This is a genomic window from Asticcacaulis sp. EMRT-3 (genome assembly GCF_030027245.1).
Taxonomy (GTDB): domain Bacteria; phylum Pseudomonadota; class Alphaproteobacteria; order Caulobacterales; family Caulobacteraceae; genus Asticcacaulis.
This window is the reverse complement of the sequence record NZ_JASERT010000001.1, coordinates 2,040,019-2,059,880: the sequence shown is the minus strand read 5'-3', so window position 1 is coordinate 2,059,880 and position 19,862 is coordinate 2,040,019. Positions and strand designations below refer to the sequence as shown.

The window sequence follows — 19,862 nt, the reverse complement described above, 5'->3', positions numbered from 1 at the left end:
GCTTTTTTATTGCGGCAAACGCTGCGTCACACCGGTGGATTGGCGCTGCGTCCGGTGATCATACGGTACACCAGGCTGGCGATGAACAGCACGACGAAGATGACGGCGATGAACTTGGCGATTTCAGCAAACGTGCCTGCCAGTCCGGTAAAGCCGAAAAAGGCTGCAATAACCGCCAGTACAAAAAAGGTGATAATCCAGTTGAGCATGGTATTCTCCTAAAGCCCATACGCCACAGCGGGCGGGGTCACTCATGGTCGTCCCCCGTTTGAGCAGCGGACTCTTGCTAAGATTAGGAAAATGCCGGTAAGGATACAAAGCCTGCGGCAACCTATGGCGTAAGAAAAGAATAAACGACAAGGTTGCAGCTAAATTAACCTTGCGACCTGTGTTACATCACCAGATCCATGCGGTAGCCGATACCCGATTCCGATACGATCGACTTGCCCAGACCTTCGCGGCTTTCCAGCTTGTCGCGCACCTGGCCGATATAGACGCGCAAATATTGCGTGTCTTCGAGGTGGGCCGGGCCCCAGACCTCTTTGAGGATTTGCTTGTGGGTCAGCATCCGGCCGCGATTGACCAGGAAGAAACGCAAAAGATCGTATTCCTTGGGCGTGAAGCCGACCTTTTCATCGTCGATAAAGACTTCGTGGCGCACCAGATCCATGCGGATCGGGCCATGCACGATTTCAGGATCGCCGACCTCCTTGACCGCCGATTTGCGCAAATTGGCATTGATGCGCGCCAGCAGCACTTCGGCGGAAAACGGCTTGGTGACGTAATCATCGGCACCGGCATTGAGCGCCGGGGCGGCGTCCATATCCTCGGCGCGCGCCGTCAGCACCACGATCGGCACATTCGACCATTCGCGGATCTTGGTGATCACGTCCTTGCCGTCGATGTCGGGCAGGCCGAGATCGAGCAAGATCAGATCGGGACGCACCGAGGCGCTCATACGCAGGGCCTGTTTGCCTGAATCGCATTCGCACACTTTGAAATCGGCGGCGTCGAGAAAAATGCTCAGCATTTTGCGGATTTCTTCTTCATCATCCACAATCAGAATCGTGTTTTTCTTTTCGAGCATCGCAGGTTCCGTAACTAATAAAAGCGGAGGCTGATATGACCCATGCGTAACCGCTGGGGATGGATAGGATTTAGGGGCAGAAAAATAAAAATAAAATGCGGTAGTCAAACGCCTTGAAAACGCAAAAAAACTTAAACGACAGAAGCCTGTTCCCGCAGCGTCCGGTCGATGAAGCGGGCCAGGGATTCATCGCGCGCCGTCAATCCGCCCGCATCATGCGAGGTCAGGCGGATCGAGACGCGGTTATAGCTGTTCGACCAGTCGGGATGGTGATCCATGCGGTCAGCCTCGGTCGCCACAAGCTGAATAAAAGCCCAGGCTGTGCGAAAATCGGCAAAGGTCAGCTCACGGCGCAGCGCCTTACCCTCGGCTTCCAGTTGCCAGCCGTCAAGCGACGCGATCAGGGCATCGACCTCTTGCGGGCTTAGCCATCCGGGCATGGCGCATACTCCTTCCGCACCTCTATAGACCCTTTTAAGGCCGGGGTCACGGCGGTCGCACAAAAGAAGCTGGCGGACTTGCCACCGGTGACATCCGGGGGTAGCGTCTCCGGCAAATATATAAGAGGAACCGATCATGGCCGCACGCAAAGCGTTGTTTTTCACCACTCTGTGGCTGGCTGCCACGCCGTTTGCCGCCGCGCACGCCAATCCGGCAGGCCCGGCGGCCAATCCCGCTTACAGCGCCATCGTGCCCCCCCTCGTCATGGTCGATGCCGATCTGCGCACAGGCCTCGATCTGGCTGGTGCCTGGCACTATTCGGTTGATCCCTACAAGGACGGGCTGGCCGATTTCCTCGGCAAATCGACCGATGTACGCCACGGACGCGGCGCCGACATCGTGGTGGCCGATGCTGAAAAGGCCGATCCCAACGCCCTGTTTGAATATGATCTCGGCAGTGCGCCGCTGGGCGAGGTGCCGTCGTCGTGGATCGCCTATGATCCGACCTTGCGCTATTATAATGGCCTGATGTGGTATCAGAAACGCTTCGATGCCAGCCCCGGCCTGATCCGCAAGGATGGGCGCGTCTTCCTGCATTTCGACGCCGCCGATTACCACACGATGGTCTATCTGAACGGCCATCGGCTGGGTGAACACGATGGCGGCTTCACGCCCTTCACCTTTGAAGTGACCGGCATTCTCCGGGCCAGGGACAATAATCTCGTCGTCGGTGTCGATTCCACGCGCACGCCCGACACGATTCCGCCGACCGTCACCGACTGGGAAACCTATGGCGGCATTACCCGCGATGTGAAGCTGATCGCCACCCCCGCCACCTATATTGACGACGACTTCATCCGCCTGACCAAGGACGGCCAGATCAAGGCCGATGTGGCGCTGGATGGCCCAAATACTAAAGGTGGAAAAGCCGGTCAGGCCGTCGAGGTGACGGTGGCGGGCACGAAGCTCGACATGAAGGGCACGACCGACGCCAATGGCCGCGTCAGTTTAAGCGCGCCCGCGCCGAAGGGCCTGCGTTTATGGAGCCCGGACACGCCCGTCCTCTATAATGTAACGGTGAAAGCAGGCGAGGATTCCCTGACCGACCAGATCGGCTTCCGCACCATCGAAGTGCAGGGCACCAAGATATTGCTCAATGGCAAGCCGATCTTCCTGCGCGGCATTTCGATGCACGAAGAAGAGTTCGGCCCCAATCCATCACGGCGCATCACCGAAGAAGCGTCGCGCGCCCTGCTGACCGAGATCAAGGACGGGCTGCACGGCAATTATGTCCGCCTCGCCCACTATCCGCACAATGAAATCACCACGCGCATGGCCGATAAGATGGGCATATTGGTGTGGAGCGAAATCCCGGTTTACTGGAGTGTCAATTTCACCAGTCCGGCCACGCTGAAAACCGCCCAGACCATGATGGCCGAAAACATCCTGCGCGACCGCAACCGCGCCTCCATCGCCCTGTGGAGCGTCGGCAACGAAACGCCCATATCGGATGCGCGCAACCATTTCCTCGGCACGCTGGCGCAAGAAGCCCGCGATCTGGACGGCACGCGGCTGGTGACGGCGGCGCTGAACACGGCGACCGTCAATGGCCCGACCGACATCTCGATCAAGGATCCGCTGGCCGCCGATCTCGATGTGATCGGCATCAATACCTATAATGGCTGGTATGGCAGCAATACGCTTGCCGATGTGCGCAAAACCGTCTGGCATTCCGACTATAACAAGCCGGTCATCTTCTCCGAATTCGGCGCGGGTGCGAAATTCGGCTATCACGATCCTGAGCAGCAGCACCGTTTCAGCGAGGATTATCAGGCCAGCTATTATAAGGCGACCCTGGCTATGGCCGATAATATGACGTTTCTGGCGGGAATGTCGCCGTGGATTCTCAAGGACTTCCGTTCGCCGCGCCGTCAGAACATCTATCAGCAGGGCTGGAACCGCAAAGGCCTGATGGACGAAAACGGCAACCGCAAAATGGCCTTCTTCGTGCTCAGCGACTATTACAAGGCCAGGGCCGCCGCCGCAGCGAAATAAGCGGCGCGCCCGCCGCCTTCGTCCATTTGACGATCAGCCGCCCCACCAGCCGCCGCCAGTCGGTCGAGGCGGCATCGAACGGGCTTAAGACATAGGGCATGGCGTATCTCCGTAGCCTTGTTGTGCAGCAGCAAAGCGGCGGCGTCCAGTCCGAAGGAACCGCCGCCTGCACAATTAGACGGGTGCCAGCGTCATCAGGATCGCGCCGGCATCGACCGGGCGGCCTTCACGGCACGACAGGTTTTTAATCACCCCATCCGATGGGGCATAGATATGAAACTCGGTCTTCATCGCCTCCAGCACCGCCAGCACATCGCCGGATTTGACACTCGCCCCTTCCGCCACCGCGATCTTCCACACATTGCCGCTGATCGCCGCCGACACCCCGATATGGCCCGCATCAACCACCGCTTCCGGCGGCCTGTCCTCGATCACGCCGTTGGTGTCTTCTTCGCCCCACAAGGCCACCTCGGCAGCGAAAGCCACCTGCTGACGCGCCGTGAAGCCGGTCAGTTCATCGGCAATCGAGGCCAGAAAGGCCTTATGCTCAGCCAGGCTGAAAACGCTGTCGGAAATCTCGATTTTATGCCGTCCTTCGCGGAAATCAGCCCGTAAAACCTCCAGTTCCGCCTCGCTGACAGGATAGAACCGCACCTGATCGAAGAAGCGCAGCAGCCACGGCTTGCCGTCGATGAAGGCCTCATTCTTCAGGAACTGATTCCAGATCGGCAGGGAGCGCCCGACAAGCTGATAACCACCCGGCGAGTCCATGCCGTAGATGCACATATAGATGCCGCCGATCCCGACCGTGCCTTCGGCCGTATAGGTGCGGGCGGGATTATATTTCGAGGTCAAAAGCCGGTGACGCGGATCGACCGGCACGGCGCACGGCGCACCAAGATAGACATCGCCCAGACCCAACACCATATAGCTGGCCGAAAACAGAATGTCGCGCACCTGATCGACCGTATCCAAGCCATTGATACGACGTATGAATTCGGTATTGCTGGGCAGCCAGGGCGCTGTCGGTTTCACCGTCTCCTGATAGCGTTTGACTGCGCCAAGCGTCGCCGAATCCTCAAAGGCCATCGGCAGATGGATGATGCGGCTCGGCACGCTCATGCTGTCCGCCGGGGGTAACCGTGCCTCCGCCGCCAGCAGGGCCGCCAGCAAGGCCGGCTGATCAATGACCAGACTGTCATAATGGATTTGCAGCGAACGCACGCCGGGCGACAGTTCCAGTATGCCCGCCACGGGCCGCGCTGTCAGGTCTTCCATCAAGGCGTGGATGCGTAGCCGGAAGGCCAGATCGAGCACGACCGGGCCATATTCGAGGAGGATATATTTGTCACCCGCCTGCCGGTAGGTGACGAGTGGTGTCGTCCCGGTTGCCTCGATGCGGTGCAGCACTGGCCCTGAAAGCGCTGATGGCAAGGGCGCGGGCGCGGCCACGGGTTCCAGCCTGGCGATCTCAGCATTCTGCTGGTGTTCCTGCGCCAGGGCCTGCGCGAAATCCATACGGCGAAAGCGAATGCGGTCACCGGGCTTGACCTGGCCGACCTTCCACAATTCGGCGTGGGCGATGGTCACCGGACAGACAAAACCGCCGAGGCTCGGCCCGTCGCGCGTCAGGATGACCGGCATGTCGCCGGTGAAGTTGATGCTGCCGATAGCATATTCGCAATCGTGGATATTGGACGGGTGCAGCCCCGCCTCGCCGCCATCGCTGCGCGCCCATTCGGGTTTTGGCCCCACCAGCCGGACGCCAAGGCGGTTCGAGTTATAATGCACGGTCCAGTCGGCGGCGAAGAAGGCGTCCATCGAGGCTTCGGTAAAGAAGTCGGGCGCACCGTGCGGCCCGTATAAAACCCCGATCTCCCAGTGATCGCCATAGGCCGGGATCAGCCCCGCATCGAGCGCTTTTGGTTCGGCGGTTTCCAGTCCGCCCACCGGCAGGATGTCGCCCGCGCGCAGGGTGCGCCCGGCATGGCCGCCGAAATGGCCCAGCACAAAGGTGGAGCGACTGCCGAGCGACAGGGGCACGTCCAGCCCGCCGCGCACCGCCAGATAGGTGCGGCAGCCGCTCGATACCCGCCCGATACGCAGCACCTGTCCGGCCTTCACCGCCACCGGCTGCCAGAAGCCGATCGGCTGATCATCAAGCCGCGCATCGCAGGCCGCGCCGGTCAGGGCGATGACGCCATCGGCGTGGAATTTCAGCGCCGGCCCGCTGATCGTGGCCTCGAAGCCCGCCGCGCTTTCGTCATTGCCGACAATGGCGTTGCCGAGGCGAAAGGCGCGGTCGTCCATTGGCCCGGACGGCGGCACACCGATGTCCCACAGCCCGACCCGGCCCGGATAGTCCTGAACCGTGGTATAGGTGCCGGGTTCGATGATCTCAATGGCTTTCGGCGTATAGACAAAGCTGTTGAGCCGGGCCGTCGAAACCTGTCCGGCGGCGAATTCAGCGTCGGCGGCGATGGCGCGCAGATAGTCGAGATTGGTGGCGATCCCGCCCAGTCGCGTGGCGGCCAGAGCGGCGTTCAGGCGGGCAATGGCGTCGGCGCGGTCATCGCCTTTGACGATCAGCTTGGCGATCATCGGATCATAAAAGGACGACACCTCGGTGCCCGCCTCGACCCAGGTGTCGATGCGGGCCTCCGCCGGAAAGACCACCTCGGTCAGCAGGCCGGGACTGGGGGCGAAGTTGCGGATCGGGTCTTCGGCATAGATGCGCACCTCGATGGCCGCGCCGCTGGCCGGATAATCGCGTGACAGGTCGGGCGCATCGCCCTGCGCCGTGCGGATCATCCATTCGACCAGATCAATGCCGGTCACGGCCTCGGTAATGGCGTGTTCGACCTGAAGGCGCGTATTGACCTCCAGAAAGTAAAACTGATCGACGGCCTCGTCATAGATGAATTCGACCGTACCGGCTGAGCGGTAATTGACCGAACGCGCCAGGGCGGCGGCGCAGTCGAGCAGATGCCGCCTTGTGGCAGGCGGCAGGCGCGGCGCGGGCGTTTCTTCCACCACCTTCTGATTGCGACGCTGCAAGGAACAGTCGCGCTCGCCCAAAGCCACCACGCCACCCTTGCCGTCGCCGAAAATCTGCACCTCGACATGGCGGGCGCGTTCGACGAAGCGTTCCAGAAAGACACCGGAATCGCTGAAGAAATTCTGCCCCAGACGGCGCACGCTTTCAAAGGCGTGATCAAGCGCCGCCTCGTCGTCGCAGCGCGTCAGGCCGATGCCGCCGCCGCCCGCCGTGCTTTTGAGCATGACGGGATAGCCCAGCCGTGCCGCCACGGCGCGCGCCTCATCGAGGTCTTTGAGCAGGCCAGAACCGGGGGTCAGCGGCACATTGGCGGCTTCGGCCAGGGCGCGGGCGGCGTGTTTCAGGCCAAAGCCGCGCATCTGGTCGCCCGTTGGCCCGCAAAAGGCCAGACCCGCTGCCTCGCAGGCATCGGCGAAATCGGCGTTTTCCGACAGGAAGCCATAGCCGGGGATAATGGCCTGCGCACCGGTGGCTTTGGCCGCCGCGATGATGGCTTCGCCGCGCAGATAGTTTTCGGCGGGCTTTTCCCCGCCCAGCGCCACGGCCAGATCGGCTTCGCGGACGTGACGCGCATTGCGGTCGGGTTCGGAATAGACGGCGATGCTGCGCACGCCCATTTTTTTCAGGGTGCGGATAATGCGCACGGCGATTTCACCGCGATTGGCGATCAGGACGGTATGGATCATTGCGCGGCCTCAGCGCCGGGGTGTGCGGGCATGGTGGTAATCTCCTTGGGCCTCAAGCGTGAAAAAGCGCCGCGTGGCAGGTTGAAGCGGGCTTCCCAGCGGGCGGCCACTGAGGCCAGGGCGCGCTCGGCCCAGACGGGGCCGATCAGGGTCAGGCCGAACGGCAGGCCATCGGCGCGGAAACCGGCAGGCACGGCCACGGCGCTCCAGTCGAGCAAATTGACGAAATTGGTGTAGGTGCCAAGGCGGCTGTTGAGCGTCACCGGATCGGCGGCCACGGCGGCGAGGGTCGGGTGAGCCGGCACGGTCGGCACCAGCAGGGCATCGACCGAGGCCATCAGCGCTTGCGCCGGGCCTGCCAGTTCGGCCAGCCGGTAAAAGGCGCGGAAGGTGTCAGTGGCGCTCATGCCCTTGGCCCCGCCGATAATGGCGCGCACGGTCGGGTCCATCTCGGCGGCGTGAGCATCGAAAAAGCCCTCTATGGCCGCCAGCCGTTCGGCTACCCACGCCCCCTCATAGAGCAGGGCAGCGACGGCATGCAGCGGCGCGAAATCGACCGGCACCAGTTCGGCGTCAAGCTTGGCAAGGCTGACCGCCCACGCCGCCTTGGCCTGTGCATCGCCAAAAAACTGCGGATCGGCGGGGATGGCCAGGCGCGGACGCACAGGCAGTTCGCGCGCCCGCAAGGGTTGGCGCGACAGCGCATCGCCCGCATCATAGCCGCGCACAATTTCATCAACGCGCACGGCGTCGGCGACGCAGGTGGTCATGACGGTGATGCAGTCAAGCGTGCGGCAGGCGGGCACCAGACCCTTGGTGCTCCACGCGCCGCGTGTCGGTTTGAAACCGACGAGGTTGTTGGCCCCTGCCGGGACGCGCCCCGAACCCGCCGTATCGGTGCCGAGCGCGAACGGCACCAGACCGCGCGCCACCACAGACGCTGTGCCGGAACTGGAACCGCCCGACACATAGGCTGGATCGAAGCTGTTGGGCACCGCGCCATAGGGGCTGCGTGTACCGACAAGGCCGGTGGCGAACTGGTCGAGATTGGTCTTGCCGATCATGAGGGCGCCCGTCGCCATCAGGCGTTCGACCACGGTGGCGCTTTTGTCCGGTCTATAGGCAAAGGCCGGACAGGCCGCCGTGGTATCAAATCCCGCCACGTCAATATTGTCCTTGACCGCGAAGGGCACGCCAAACAGCGGCATATCCGCCCCGGCGTCCTGGCGGCGCGCGGCGGCGTCAAGCTGCGCCATCAACGCCTCTGGCGTCACGCGGCTGATCCAGGCCGGATCGGCGGGATCAAGCGCGGCCACCAGCGCCAGCAGATCGGCGCGCAAAGCCGTGGGATCGCTGCCCGCCATCACCCAGTCATCGAGACTGCGGCCTGTAAGATCAGAAGAAGAAGGGTCGGCCATCGGAACTCCACGCACAGGTCTTGTCCGTAAAACTGGCATTCCGGGCGGGCGGGTTACATACGTCGATTGACGTATGTAACCCGCCGAGGGCATCGACATTCAGCCCCTTGCTGAAGCAAGTGACCGCTTGCGTCTCGACGCGCTTCGCTGGCTCGACACCTCCCATGAATGGAGAGGCGGGTGACAAGCGGCACACCCCTCCTGTCGAGCGAATTGAAGATGGGGTGGTGTCGGCGAAAGCTGACGGGGTCACTTTTCCTGAATAGCGGCCTGGAGATTTGAAAGCAGGCAACGCACCTCCCCCGTACGCTGTGCTACAGGGGAGGAGGGTGAATCTCGATCCGTCCCAGAGCGCCTAGAGCAACGAGCGTTTAATTTGACTTACAAATTGAATGCGAGATGCGGAAAAATGTAAATAGCTTAGATTCCGTCGCCGCCATAGATCGGATTGTGGATCCCGCACTCGACCTTTTCCGAGTCGGCCCAGCGGCCTGAGCGCGCATCTTCGCCTGCCGCCACCGGCTTGGTGCAGGTAAAGCAGCCGATGGACGGAAAGCCTTGCTCCACCAGCGGATGCGGCGGCAGATCGTGGGCCCGAAAATAGGCGCTGATGTCGTCAGCCGTCCAGTTGGCCAGCGGATTGACCTTGAAATGCCTACCATCCCATTCAACGATGGGCAGGCTGGTGCGCGTGGCGCTCTGGTGGCGCTTGCGGCCCGAAATCCACGCGCCGTAGCCCTCCATCAGGCGGTTGAGCGGGCGCACCTTTCGCAGATCACAGCAGGCATCGGGATTGGAGCGCCACAGCGTTCCCTTGGCGTCTTCTTCCGCAGCCTCGTCCCTGTCGGCACGCAGATTGATCAGATGGGTCAGGCCGAGGCGCTTTTGCAACTCGTCACGATATTGCAGGGTCTGGAAGAAATGGCGCTCGGTATCGAGGAAGATGACCGGCAGGCCCGGATCGATCTCCGACACCATGTGCAGCAGCACCGCCGAATCGGCTCCGAACGACGAAGACAGGGTAATGTCGCCCAAAAACTGGTTGCGAATGGCGTCGCGCAAGATGTCCTGCGCGCTCATGCCTTCATATTGCGCACTCAAGGCTTCGGCGCGCAGGCTGTTGTCGCTGCGTGTCTGGTCTTTCAGAATATCGATCAAAACCGTCATGGTATTGTCCTTGCGGCGTTTTTATTTTACGCCGAAATCTGGTGACGCAGGGCCCAGGTGGGCAGATGGGCGTCCGCCGCGCTCTGGTAATAGGTCGTAAAGCTGCCGAGCGCCCATGTCAGCGCGCCCGCCGGGTCGTGATCCTTGATCACGAACTGATCAAAGCCGCAGCGCGCCATCAGCAAAAGCTGGTCGCGCAGCACATCGCCGACAGCGCGGACGGGACCGGTAAAGCTTAAGTCCTGACGCAGGATGCGCGCCGTCGAATAGCCGCGCCCGTCGCGGTAGCCGGGGAAGGCCACCTCGAACAGGGCGATCTTGTCGAGCCAGGACGCAAGCTGACGCACATCCTGACCGGGCAGGACGCGCACGCCATAGCGGCCATTCAGCCCGTCCAACTCGGACAAGGCACGATCAAAGCCAAGCACATAGGGGCCATCCGAACCGATGGGCTCGTCATCGGCCAGCACAACCCAGTCATTGGCAGGCGTGTCACCGCTAACCGTGATCAGGGTGGGGGCGGAGGCGGAATTGGGCGTGGGCAGGTTCATATCGGAACTCATATCAGGCGGGCTCATGCAGGGCTTCGGCGAAGGCGTCGCGGCCAACACGGGCCAGTGTGTCGATGAAAAGCTCGGACTCATCGGTGCGCAGTTGCAGGTAAAGCTGCACCACGCGCTCGATGGCGGCGGGCACGGCTTCGGCGGGCAGGCCCTTGCCGGTGATGACTCCAAGCGCGGCGTTTTCATCGGCGCGACCGCCGAGCAGGATCTGGTAGAATTCGACGCCCTGCTTATCGACGCCCAGGATGCCGATATTGCCATTATGGTGGTGGCCGCAGGCATTGATGCAGCCCGACATCTTGATCGACAGATTGCCGATCCTGTCATTCACTTCGGCATCATCGAAACGCTTCGAGATTGCCTGCGCCAGCGGGATCGAGCGTGCATTGGCCAAGGAGCAGTAGTCGAGGCCGGGGCAGCAGATAATGTCGGTGATCTTGCCGATATTGGCCGTGCTCAAATCCTGCGTATCGAGCTGGCTGTACAGCGCATACAGATCGGCCCTGGCGACATGCGGCAGCACGACATTCTGTTCGTGCGTCACGCGCAGTTCGCCATTGCCGAAGCGGTCGGCCAGATCGGCCAGCAAATCCATCTGGTCGGCCGAGGCATCGCCCGGCGTCTTGCCAATCGGCTTCAGCGACACGGTGACCGACGTATAATCGTCGTTCTTGTGCGCATTGAGGTTATTCTTCACCCAGCGGGCAAATTGCGGATCGGCGGCGCGGGCGCGGTTAAGCGCCGCCTGATCGAACGGGCGCGGAGCCAGTTCGGGCATGGGGAAGAAGGCGCGGATGCGCTCGATCTCGGCTTGCGGCGGGTCGATCAGGCTCTTGTCGAGCGTGGCCCATTCTGCCTCGACCTGACGCTTATATTCGTCGGGGCCGAGGGCTGCGACCAGTATCTTGATGCGCGCCTTGTAGCTGTTGTCGCGTCGGCCATAGCGATTATAGACGCGAAGGCAGGCTTCGAGATAGCTGAGCAGTTCGCTGCCGGGTAAGGCTTTGCGGATGCAGTGGGCCAGCGCCGGGGTACGGCCCATGCCGCCGCCGACATAGACATCGAAGCCGTCCTTCGTCAGGTGCAGGCCAATATCGTGCAGGCGGATGGCGGCGCGGTCTTTTTTGGCAGCCGTGACGGCGATCTTGAACTTGCGCGGCAAAAACGAAAATTCCGGGTGGTTCGACGACCACTGACGGATCAGTTCGCACCACGGACGCGGGTCCTCGATCTCGTCACGCGCAGCGGCGGCGAACTGGTCGGTGGTGGTGTTGCGGATGCAGTTGCCTGAGGTTTGCAGGCAGTGCATTTCGACATCGGCCAGCTCTTCCAGAATCTTCGGCGCGTCGGCCAGTTTCAGCCAGTGGAATTGCAGATTGGTGCGCGTGGTGAAGTGGCCATAGCCGCGATCATAGGTGCGGGCGATATGGGCTAATTTGCGCACCTGCTTCGATGACAAAAGGCCGTAAGGGATGGCGATGCGCAGCATATAGGCGTGCAGTTGCAGATAGATGCCGTTCATCAGGCGCAGCGGCTTGAACTGATCTTCGGTGATCTCACCGGCCAGACGGCGCTTCACCTGATCGGCAAACTGCGCCACGCGCTCGCGGGCAAAGGCATGATCGAAATCGTCATAAATATACATGCAGAACGGAACCTTTAAAATATATCGGCGCGCTGATAGGCGCGGGCAATGCCGTCGGTCAGGGGGCCGGTGGTCGGGCCATTGGCGCGGACAAATTCGCGCACATGCTCGCGTTGCACCGGCACATCTTCGGGCGTCAGCGGGATCAGATAGGGGCCGACCACCTCGGTTTCGCGCGCCAGCCAGTCTTTGAGTAAGGCGTCGGCGCGTTCATCCTCAAGCGACACGGCCAGCGCCCCGTCCTCAACCCAGCCATCGGCGCCATACCATAGCGTCGTGCCGTCCCACAGGCGGTTTGCGGTCAGAAGTTTCATGCGTTCAGTCTCATCTGTTCTTTGTCAGCTTCGGCGATGACGGCGTGGAGCGCCGCCTTGTCGTGATAAAGGCCCGCCACCTCGCCGATGATCAGCAGGGCGGGGCCGGTAATGGCGGCGACGGCGCTTTCCAGCCCGTCCAGTTGCGAAAGCGTGCAGCGCTCATCGGCGCGCGTGCCGTTTTCGATGACCAGAACCGGCGTATCGGGCAGGCGGCCATGACGCATCAGCTTGGTCGAAATCTCGTGCGCCGTCGCCACGCCCATATAGACCACCAAAGTATGATGCGGGGCTGACAGGGCCGACCAGTCGAGCGACAGCGGATTGGCGGGGTCGCCGTCTTTCAGGTGGCCGGTGACGAAGGTGACGCTCTGGGCATGGTCGCGGTGGGTGAGCGGCACACCCGATGAGGCGGCGCAGCCAAGAGCCGCCGTAATGCCCGGCGTCACCTGCACCTCGATGCCCGCGTCGCGCAGGGCCTGCACCTCTTCGCCGCCGCGCCCGAAGACGAACGGATCGCCGCCCTTGAGGCGCACGACGCGCTTGCCCAGACGCGCCTGTTCGACCAGCAGTTCGTGAATCTGTTCCTGCGGCACCGAATGGTTGGAACGCGCCTTGCCGACATAAAACCGGTCGGCATCGCGGCGCGCCAGATCCATGATGGCCGAACCGACCAGCCGGTCATAGACGATGACATCGGCTTCGGACAGCAGGCGCAGCGCCTTCAGGGTCAGCAGTTCGGGATCGCCGGGGCCTGCGCCGACCAGATGAACAATGCCGGTGCGGGCTTTAGGGTTTTCAAGCGACGCCAAAGCCAGAGCTACCGCCTCAGCCACCTGACCGGAACGGGCCAGTTCGGCGGCGGGAGAGGCCAGCACCTCTTCCCAGACGCGGCGGCGATCATCGACATTGGCGAACATCTGGCGCAGGGGCGCGCTTAGGCCTTGCGCAAATTCAGCGACATGCGTTTCCGAAGGCGGGATGGCCGCTTCGATTTTGCGGCGGGTTTCGCGCGCCAGAACCGGCGCGGTGCCGCCTGACGCAATGCCGATACTGATAGCGCCGCGATCGACAATGGCCGGAAAATGGAAATCGGAAAGGTCAGGATAATCAACCACATTGAGCGGCACGCGGGCGACGCGGGCCAAATCAGCGCCCCGTTCGGCCAGTGGACGATCCTCGAAAGCGACGACGATCAGCGCCGCACCTTCCAGATCGGCGGCTTCGGGCCAGCGCGCCTCAATACGCGCGCCGCTGAAGTCCAGCGGCTCGGTGGGCGCGAAAACGGTGAGGGTAGCGGGGGTGCGGCTCAGCAGGTTCAGCTTGCGTACCGCCCACGCGCCCGCACCGACCAGCACAACATGCTTGCCTTGCAACGGCCAGGACAGGGGCAAAGACAACATGACGGGCTTCATCCGAAAACGCCCGCACCATGCGGGCTTGAGACGTGTATTTAAGGTTCCGGGCCGATAAAGAAAAGCGATCCTTTATGGCGGATAGGTTTAGGCGCACTAAACGGGCGACAATCGGTCGCGGTGCAGCATCTTGTCAATTCCGACTAAGACGCTAAGGTATTGCCATGATCGAAACACCGCCGCAAACCTCGCCCAAGGCCCTCGAAGCCCGTCAGAAAATCCGTGAAGATGCGGCTGCCATCGGTATCGACGAAGCCTTTATAGCGCGTCTGGTCGATGAATTTTATCGCCGCGTGCGCCAACATCCGCATCTTGGGCCGGTGTTTGATGGCGCGGTGCACGACTGGCCCGATCATCTGGCCAGGCTGAAGCTGTTCTGGGCATCGGTGGCGCTGAATGCAGGCGTTTATACGGGCAGGCCGATGCAGGCCCATATGCGCGTCAAAACCATCGAAGCGGCGCATTTCGGCGAATGGCTGTTCCTGTTCGAGCAGACCCTGCGCGATCTGGCCCCTGATGAACGTGCCGTTGACTATTTCATGGTGCGCGCCAGCCGCATCGGCGAAAGCCTGAAACTGGGGCTTTTCTATCGCCCGGAGCAGGATTTGCACGCGCGCGGAAAATAGACTAGACTAACCGGACTTAGTTTAGGAATGCCAGCCATGCCGACCGTCAATATTCACGAAGCCAAGACCCATTTGTCGCGCCTTGTCGATCAGGCCGCCAAAGGGCAGGGTTTTGTCATCGCCAAGGCGGGCAAACCGATGGCGCAGGTAACGGCCATTGATGCGCCGCCGCACAAGACACGCCTGGGGTTTATGGCCGGAAACATCCAGGTGCCGGATGATTTTGATCGCATGGCGGAGGCTGAGATCAGCGGCCTGTTTGGCCTGTGAAACTGCTGCTCGACACACATCTGCTGCTGTGGGCGGCGGGGATGCCCGACCGCTTGCCGCTTGAAGCCGTGCGCCTGATCGAGGACGAGGCCAACACGCTTTTATTCAGCGCCGCCAGCCTGTGGGAGGTGGCGATCAAGAGCGGCTTGGGACGTGAGGATTTCCGCGTCGATGCGCGGTTGTTGCGGCGCGGCCTGCTCGATAATGGTTATGAGGAAGTACCCATCCTGTCGGCCCACGCTGTCATGGTCGATACCCTGCCGGAGATTCACAAAGATCCGTTTGACCGGATACTGGTGGCGCAGGCGCAGCACGAGGGGATTACGCTGCTGACCTCGGATGCGGTGGTAGCGCAATATCCGGGGCCGGTCAGGCTGGTGTGACAAGACCTATACCTCCCTGAAATCCCTGATTTCGGGGAGGGGGACCACGAGCGCAGCGATGTGGTGGTGGGGTATCTTTACCGGCGCTGGGATCGCTGCAAGGCCAGAAGCCTTACGCCGTCGGCAGTCGCATCCGGATCGCGGTAAACGTCCGGCGCGGGCAGGCTGGTGTAATATCAAAATACGGATTGCGCAGCCTGCTGAAACTCAATCGCCTTGTGAAAAAATGCGCTGGCTTCATCGGAGGTTGCAAAGGCGCGTTTGGGAATAATGATCGCCATATTTTCACGGATATAAATCAGGATCGCATTATCAGTTTCGGCGATTTTATAGATTGTTATCCAGGTTCGATTTCCCTGTGATGCGTGATTGCCCCAGTTGATCTCATCCTTGTTGATACGTGCGGTGGAAGGGTAGCCGAAGGCAGGGTCTGACTGTATGCGCTGCCATGCGACTTTGTTTGTGTAGCCAGAATAGAAGGTAAATCCGACAATAATTACGACCAACGGCAATATCGCCCAAAAACTTATGATGCCTAATATGCCTGCCCACACAAGCAGGCCGAGCAGGAGTGCGTAAACCGGTAAACGAATATACAGGTTGGCAAGTTTTGTCTTGCCTTGGCGCGAATGAAATTTCTGAAATTCCAGAAACTCCTCTTTCGTCAGGACATACGGCGTTGTTTGCCATTCGATCATTTTCCCCTCCTGGTATTTTAGACAGGCATTATCATGACAGCGCCCCTCCGTCGATGACGAAGGGGCGCTGATAACTTGGGGCCACAGGCCCCAAACCCCATTACTTCACGCCCATCTTCTTTTGCAGTTCCGACGACGAGGTCGTGTATTGGAAACGCAGCTTCTTGTCGGGATAGACATAGCGGAAGGCTTTTTGCGCCATCAGGGCGGCTTCGTGGAAGCCCGACAGGATCAGCTTCAGCTTGCCCGGATAGTGGTTGATGTCGCCGATGGCGAAGATGCCCGGCGTCGATGTCTCAAACTTTTCCGTATCGACCGGAATCAGGTTTTCATGTAGGTTCAGGCCAAATTCGGCCACAGGGCCCAGCTTCATGGTCAGGCCGAAGAAGGGCAGGAAGGCGTCGGCCTTCAGTTCCGATTCCACCCCATTGGCGTCTTCGATCAGCACGGCGTCGAGATAGTGCGAGGTTTCGCCCTTCAGCGCCGTGGCCTGAGCGATGACGAGGTCCATCTTACCTTCGGCCACCAGTTCGCGCATCTTGGCCACGCTGTGCGGCGCGGCGCGGAAATCATCGCGGCGGTGGATCAGCGTCACTTTTTTGGCGATCGGTTGCAGATTCAGCACCCAGTCGAGCGCCGAATCGCCGCCGCCGGAAATGACGATCTCCTTGTCGCGGAAGGCGTCCATCTTGCGCACGGCATAATGGACGCCCTTGCCCGCGCCGAGGTTCTCAAAACCGTCAATACCGGGGATGGGCGGCTTTTTCGGCTGGAATGAACCGCCGCCCGCCGCCACCACGATGCACTTGGCGCGGATCACCGTCTTCTGGTCGGTGGTCAGTTCCCACAGGTCTTCATCTTCCAGCTTGCGGATGGCCACGGCCATTTCGCCCAGGTGATATTTCGCGCCGAACGGATGAATCTGCTCCAGCAAACGCTTGGTCAGGTCGTCGCCGGAAATGATCGGCCAGGCCGGAATATCATAGATCGGTTTTTCGGGATAAAGTTCGGCGCATTGCCCGCCTACCTTGTCGAGAATATCGACGAGATGGCATTTGATGTCGAGCAGGCCCAGTTCGAACACGCTGAACAGGCCCACGGGCCCTGCGCCGATCACCACCACGTCGGTGGTCCAGCTCTGGCCCGCTTCAAGCGCCTCGATCTGGTGCAGCGGATTGGCGTCAGTCATTTTGATAGTCTCCGGATTTTCGCTTGGCCCTAAGGCAAGATTAGTTTTTTTAAACTGATAATGCGCTATAGAGGGCGCGGTGAAGAGAGAAGTTCAAGGGTAGATCATGTCACGAGATCGTCTGCCGCCGTTGTCGGCGCTTCGGGTGTTCGAAGCCGCCGCGCGGCATGAAAGTTTCAAACAGGCCGCCGAGGAGCTGTTCGTTACCCCCGGCGCGGTGTCGCAGCAGATCCGCCTGCTGGAAGAGCATGTCGGCGTCGAGCTGTTCGTACGCGATGGCCGCCGCGTGGTGCTGTCCGAAGCGGGCAAGGCGTCGGCGGCGATCCTGCGCGAAGCCTTCGAGAAGATGTTCGAGGCCACGCGGCTGATGAAATCGGGCGTTACCAAGGGCCGCGTCACCGTGTCGGCGGCACCCAGTTTTGCCGCCAAATGGCTGATGCCGCGCCTGTATGACTTTAGCGCCGCTAATCCGGATATTGATGTCTGGGTCAGCGCCGACATGGCGCCTGTCGATTTCGCCGTGTCCGATATTGATCTGGCCGTGCGCTACGGCAATGGCCATTATCCCAATCTGCATGTCGAGCATTTGCTGACCGAGTCGGTGCTGCCCGTCTGCTCGCCGCTGTTGTTTGACGCCGCGCCGATCCGAAAACCGGCTGATCTGGCCCACCATGTTTTGCTGCACGATGTCGGTTTCGAGACTGATCCGTCGTGCCCCGACTGGGCGATGTGGCTGAAGGCGCACGGCGTTGAAGGCGTCGATGCGTCGCGCGGCCCGCGCTTCAACCAGTCGTCGATGGTGATCGAAGGCGCGGTGGCCGGTCGCGGCGTCGCCCTGGCCAAGCGCACGATTGCCGAGGCCGATCTGGCGGCGGGCCGTCTGCGCGTCCTGTTCGATGAGCAGGATGCGCCCCTGCAATACGGTTATTATCTGGTCTGGCCGCAGACGCGCGATCCCAGCCCCGGTCAGGTGCGTTTCATGGACTGGCTGCGCGAACAGGCCGCCGATGCCGGTTCGGCCCCGGCGATCACCGGCGAACGCCCGGTCTTCGCGGCAATGGACATTTAATCCCCCTTCCGTCAGCGCTGACGCGCCGCCACCTTCCCCGTAAACGGGGAAGGATGAAGGGGCCAAAACTGTTTGCGCAAACGTCACTTGATCAGGCCGCAAGCCATTCCGGCACGGGCAAACCCTTTTCCTTGAGGAATTCCGGGTTGAAGATTTTCGAGGCGTAGCGGTTGCCATAGTCACACAGCACGGTGACGATGGTTTTGCCGGGCCCGAGGTCGCGGGCCATCTTCATCGCGCCGACAATATTGAGCGCCGCCGAGGTGCCGAGGCACAGGCCTTCTTCGCGGATCATACGGTAAAGCAGGGGCAGCCATTCCTCATCGGCCACGCGGTAGCTGCGGTCGACCGTAATGCCTTCCAGATTGGCGGTGATGCGGCCCTGACCAATGCCTTCGGAGATGGACGAGCCTTCCGATTTCAGTTCGCCGGTCGTGTAATAGCTGTAGAGCGCCGCGCCATAAGGATCGGCCAGACCGATATGGATGGCAGGATTTTGCGCTTTCATATACAGGCTGACGCCGCCCAGCGTGCCGCCCGAACCGACGGCGCAGATGAAGCCATCGAGCTTGCCATCGGTCTGGCGGTAGATTTCCGGGGCGGTGCTGTCGAAATGGGCCTGACGATTGGCGGTGTTATCGAACTGATTAGCCCAGACAGCGCCCATCTCCTCGGCCAGACGGCCCGAATAGCGCACATAATTATTGGGGTTGGCATAGGGCGCGGCATCGACCTCGATCAGTTCGGCCCCGAAGGCGCGAATGGCGTCCTTCTTTTCCTGCGCCTGGGTGCGCGGGATTACGATCACGGCCTTATAGCCCAGCGCATTGGCCACCATCGCCAGACCGATACCGGTATTGCCCGCCGTGCCTTCGACGATCGTGCCGCCGGGCTTCAGCGCGCCCGATTTTTCATGGGCGCGGATGATCCACAGCGCGGCGCGATCCTTGATCGACTGGCCCGGATTGAGAAATTCGGCCTTGCCGTAAATCTCGCAGCCCGTTTCTTCAGAGGCGATCTTGAGGCGGATCAGGGGCGTATTGCCGATCAGATCGACGACGGAAGGTGCGATGTCGGGCATGTCGGAGTCCTTTTTGATGGAAAGCCGCAGTTTGCTAGAGCAACGAGCGTTTAATTTGACTTACAAATTGAATGCGAGATGCGGAAAAACGTAAAATGTAGAGTGGGTTGCATTCCTTTGACCGGTTCAATCAGAATGCAAACCGCTCTAGCAAAAATGCCCGCCGAACCCAAGCGATGGATTCTAATGGCGTGATTTAGTGTTTCTCCGGGTGCGGCAGGCTCTGCATCCCCATCATTCGCGGTTTCGGAAGCGTATCGCCTTTTTACGCCGCAAGGATGTAGCCTCGGCTCAGGTTCAATCTTACTGGAGGATAAGCTATGCATGTGGATGGATTAATCGCCGCCCTGTTGGTCGGCCTCATTGCCGGCTGGCTGGCCCATATGATCACCGGCGGACGCGGCGGACTGATCGGCAATCTGATCATCGGCCTGCTAGGCTCGGTCATCGGCGGTTTTATCGCCGGATTGCTGGGCATCGCCTTTTACGGCTTTGTCGGTTCGATCCTGATCTCGACGCTTGGCGCCGTGGTGCTTCTGTTTCTGTTCGGGGCGGTTAACCGCAACCGGACGGTTTAAGGACGGCCCTGCCGGAATCGGCCCGCTTTATCGAAGCCTAAAAAGCCTGCTATAGTCTCGACTATGGCAGGCTTTCCTGCTTTAAGCCGCGCATCGGCGCTGCGGGCGCAGCCAATTCC

General features: G+C 61.0%; 20 protein-coding genes. 6 read left to right on the top strand and 14 right to left on the bottom strand.

Translation table 11 applies throughout. The features are described from left to right. Positions 1 to 26: 26 nt before the first annotated feature. From QB905_RS09910 to QB905_RS09900, 3 genes are all read right to left on the bottom strand, one after another. Positions 27 to 209, bottom strand: a complete 183-nt coding sequence (locus QB905_RS09910) for a DUF1328 domain-containing protein (RefSeq protein WP_282974811.1) — start codon at positions 207 to 209, stop codon at positions 27 to 29. Between the two features lie 182 nt (positions 210 to 391). Next, complete coding sequence (locus QB905_RS09905; protein WP_282974808.1) at positions 392 to 1,087, bottom strand: response regulator transcription factor; 696 nt, start codon at positions 1,085 to 1,087, stop codon at positions 392 to 394. Positions 1,088 to 1,218: 131 nt separating this feature from the next. Then, positions 1,219 to 1,527 carry a 4a-hydroxytetrahydrobiopterin dehydratase gene (locus QB905_RS09900; RefSeq protein WP_282974805.1) on the bottom strand — a complete coding sequence of 103 codons (309 nt, stop codon included), beginning with the start codon at positions 1,525 to 1,527 and terminating at the stop codon, positions 1,219 to 1,221. A gap of 136 nt (positions 1,528 to 1,663) precedes the next feature. Between QB905_RS09900 and QB905_RS09895 the strand changes: the two genes are divergently transcribed. Further along, a complete protein-coding gene (locus tag QB905_RS09895; RefSeq protein ID WP_282974804.1) occupies positions 1,664 to 3,583 on the top strand; it encodes a glycoside hydrolase family 2 protein in 1,920 nt (639 codons plus the stop codon). On the opposite strand, the gene QB905_RS09890 is transcribed toward QB905_RS09895, so the two are convergent. From QB905_RS09890 to cysG, 8 genes are all read right to left on the bottom strand, one after another. Then, on the bottom strand, positions 3,540 to 3,683 hold the full coding sequence (locus QB905_RS09890; RefSeq protein ID WP_282974803.1) for a hypothetical protein: 144 nt from the start codon (positions 3,681 to 3,683) through the stop codon (positions 3,540 to 3,542). The two genes, QB905_RS09895 and QB905_RS09890, sit on opposite strands and share 44 nt — an antisense overlap. 74 nt (positions 3,684 to 3,757) lie before the next feature. After that, complete coding sequence (gene uca, locus QB905_RS09885) at positions 3,758 to 7,327, bottom strand: urea carboxylase (protein ID WP_282974801.1); 3,570 nt, start codon at positions 7,325 to 7,327, stop codon at positions 3,758 to 3,760. Further along, entirely contained in the window at positions 7,324 to 8,745 is a 1,422-nt protein-coding gene (gene atzF, locus QB905_RS09880; RefSeq protein WP_282974800.1) for an allophanate hydrolase, read from the bottom strand. Before atzF ends, uca begins: the two co-directional genes overlap by 4 nt. A 420-nt stretch (positions 8,746 to 9,165) precedes the next feature. After that, entirely contained in the window at positions 9,166 to 9,912 is a 747-nt protein-coding gene (locus QB905_RS09875; RefSeq protein ID WP_282974798.1) for a phosphoadenylyl-sulfate reductase, read from the bottom strand. Positions 9,913 to 9,938: 26 nt separating this feature from the next. Then, positions 9,939 to 10,475 carry a DUF934 domain-containing protein gene (locus tag QB905_RS09870; protein WP_282974797.1) on the bottom strand — a complete coding sequence of 179 codons (537 nt, stop codon included), beginning with the start codon at positions 10,473 to 10,475 and terminating at the stop codon, positions 9,939 to 9,941. Between the two features lies 1 nt (position 10,476). Further along, positions 10,477 to 12,120 carry a nitrite/sulfite reductase gene (locus QB905_RS09865; protein WP_282974795.1) on the bottom strand — a complete coding sequence of 548 codons (1,644 nt, stop codon included), beginning with the start codon at positions 12,118 to 12,120 and terminating at the stop codon, positions 10,477 to 10,479. Between the two features lie 14 nt (positions 12,121 to 12,134). Beyond that, positions 12,135 to 12,434 (bottom strand): DUF2849 domain-containing protein, encoded by a 300-nt coding sequence (locus QB905_RS09860; protein ID WP_282974793.1) that lies wholly within the window; start codon positions 12,432 to 12,434, stop codon positions 12,135 to 12,137. Beyond that, positions 12,431 to 13,837, bottom strand: coding sequence for a siroheme synthase CysG (cysG, locus tag QB905_RS09855; protein WP_282974791.1), 1,407 nt, complete (start codon positions 13,835 to 13,837; stop codon positions 12,431 to 12,433). The genes QB905_RS09860 and cysG overlap by 4 nt, the downstream gene beginning before the upstream one ends. Before the next feature lie 176 nt (positions 13,838 to 14,013). Here cysG and QB905_RS09850 point away from each other — a divergent pair, with 176 nt between their 5' ends. The 3 genes from QB905_RS09850 to QB905_RS09840 are packed head-to-tail and all read left to right on the top strand — an operon-like array spanning position 14,014 to position 15,128. Further along, a complete protein-coding gene (locus QB905_RS09850; protein WP_282974790.1) occupies positions 14,014 to 14,475 on the top strand; it encodes a group III truncated hemoglobin in 462 nt (153 codons plus the stop codon). A 36-nt stretch (positions 14,476 to 14,511) separates the two neighbouring features. Beyond that, the gene (locus tag QB905_RS09845) at positions 14,512 to 14,745 is read left to right on the top strand and encodes a type II toxin-antitoxin system Phd/YefM family antitoxin (protein ID WP_282974788.1); all 234 of its coding nucleotides are present in this window, start codon (positions 14,512 to 14,514) and stop codon (positions 14,743 to 14,745) included. Continuing rightward, entirely contained in the window at positions 14,742 to 15,128 is a 387-nt protein-coding gene (locus QB905_RS09840; RefSeq protein ID WP_282974785.1) for a type II toxin-antitoxin system VapC family toxin, read from the top strand. Before QB905_RS09845 ends, QB905_RS09840 begins: the two co-directional genes overlap by 4 nt. A 176-nt stretch (positions 15,129 to 15,304) precedes the next feature. Here the strand turns inward: QB905_RS09840 and QB905_RS09835 are convergent, their stop codons facing one another. Next, positions 15,305 to 15,826, bottom strand: a complete 522-nt coding sequence (locus QB905_RS09835; RefSeq protein WP_282974783.1) for a YcxB family protein — start codon at positions 15,824 to 15,826, stop codon at positions 15,305 to 15,307. A 100-nt stretch (positions 15,827 to 15,926) separates the two neighbouring features. Further along, a complete protein-coding gene (locus QB905_RS09830) occupies positions 15,927 to 17,015 on the bottom strand; it encodes an NAD(P)/FAD-dependent oxidoreductase (protein ID WP_282974782.1) in 1,089 nt (362 codons plus the stop codon). 106 nt (positions 17,016 to 17,121) lie between these two features. Here QB905_RS09830 and gcvA point away from each other — a divergent pair, with 106 nt between their 5' ends. Further along, the gene (gene gcvA, locus QB905_RS09825) at positions 17,122 to 18,084 is read left to right on the top strand and encodes a transcriptional regulator GcvA (RefSeq protein ID WP_282974781.1); all 963 of its coding nucleotides are present in this window, start codon (positions 17,122 to 17,124) and stop codon (positions 18,082 to 18,084) included. A 91-nt stretch (positions 18,085 to 18,175) separates the two neighbouring features. Here gcvA and QB905_RS09820 read toward each other — a convergent pair whose 3' ends face one another. Continuing rightward, positions 18,176 to 19,165, bottom strand: coding sequence for a cysteine synthase A (locus QB905_RS09820; RefSeq protein WP_282974779.1), 990 nt, complete (start codon positions 19,163 to 19,165; stop codon positions 18,176 to 18,178). 326 nt (positions 19,166 to 19,491) lie between these two features. Here QB905_RS09820 and QB905_RS09815 point away from each other — a divergent pair, with 326 nt between their 5' ends. Continuing rightward, positions 19,492 to 19,743: a GlsB/YeaQ/YmgE family stress response membrane protein gene (locus QB905_RS09815; protein WP_461781782.1), complete on the top strand. Its 252-nt coding sequence runs from the start codon at positions 19,492 to 19,494 to the stop codon at positions 19,741 to 19,743. Positions 19,744 to 19,862 lie beyond the last annotated feature (119 nt).

Excerpts from the sequence above, each read along its gene's own strand:
- QB905_RS09910 (WP_282974811.1), bottom strand. The coding sequence starts at position 209 with ATGCTCAACTGGATTATCACCTTTTTTGTACTGGCGGTTATTGCAGCC.
- QB905_RS09905 (WP_282974808.1), bottom strand. The coding sequence starts at position 1,087 with ATGCTCGAAAAGAAAAACACGATTCTGATTGTGGATGATGAAGAAGAA.
- QB905_RS09900 (WP_282974805.1), bottom strand. The coding sequence starts at position 1,527 with ATGCCCGGATGGCTAAGCCCGCAAGAGGTCGATGCCCTGATCGCGTCG.
- QB905_RS09895 (WP_282974804.1), top strand. The coding sequence starts at position 1,664 with ATGGCCGCACGCAAAGCGTTGTTTTTCACCACTCTGTGGCTGGCTGCC.
- QB905_RS09890 (WP_282974803.1), bottom strand. The coding sequence starts at position 3,683 with ATGCCCTATGTCTTAAGCCCGTTCGATGCCGCCTCGACCGACTGGCGG.
- uca (WP_282974801.1), bottom strand. The coding sequence starts at position 7,327 with ATGATCCATACCGTCCTGATCGCCAATCGCGGTGAAATCGCCGTGCGC.
- atzF (WP_282974800.1), bottom strand. The coding sequence starts at position 8,745 with ATGGCCGACCCTTCTTCTTCTGATCTTACAGGCCGCAGTCTCGATGAC.
- QB905_RS09875 (WP_282974798.1), bottom strand. The coding sequence starts at position 9,912 with ATGACGGTTTTGATCGATATTCTGAAAGACCAGACACGCAGCGACAAC.
- QB905_RS09870 (WP_282974797.1), bottom strand. The coding sequence starts at position 10,475 with ATGAGTTCCGATATGAACCTGCCCACGCCCAATTCCGCCTCCGCCCCC.
- QB905_RS09865 (WP_282974795.1), bottom strand. The coding sequence starts at position 12,120 with ATGTATATTTATGACGATTTCGATCATGCCTTTGCCCGCGAGCGCGTG.
- QB905_RS09860 (WP_282974793.1), bottom strand. The coding sequence starts at position 12,434 with ATGAAACTTCTGACCGCAAACCGCCTGTGGGACGGCACGACGCTATGG.
- cysG (WP_282974791.1), bottom strand. The coding sequence starts at position 13,837 with ATGTTGTCTTTGCCCCTGTCCTGGCCGTTGCAAGGCAAGCATGTTGTG.
- QB905_RS09850 (WP_282974790.1), top strand. The coding sequence starts at position 14,014 with ATGATCGAAACACCGCCGCAAACCTCGCCCAAGGCCCTCGAAGCCCGT.
- QB905_RS09845 (WP_282974788.1), top strand. The coding sequence starts at position 14,512 with ATGCCGACCGTCAATATTCACGAAGCCAAGACCCATTTGTCGCGCCTT.
- QB905_RS09835 (WP_282974783.1), bottom strand. The coding sequence starts at position 15,826 with ATGATCGAATGGCAAACAACGCCGTATGTCCTGACGAAAGAGGAGTTT.
- QB905_RS09830 (WP_282974782.1), bottom strand. The coding sequence starts at position 17,015 with ATGACTGACGCCAATCCGCTGCACCAGATCGAGGCGCTTGAAGCGGGC.
- gcvA (WP_282974781.1), top strand. The coding sequence starts at position 17,122 with ATGTCACGAGATCGTCTGCCGCCGTTGTCGGCGCTTCGGGTGTTCGAA.
- QB905_RS09820 (WP_282974779.1), bottom strand. The coding sequence starts at position 19,165 with ATGCCCGACATCGCACCTTCCGTCGTCGATCTGATCGGCAATACGCCC.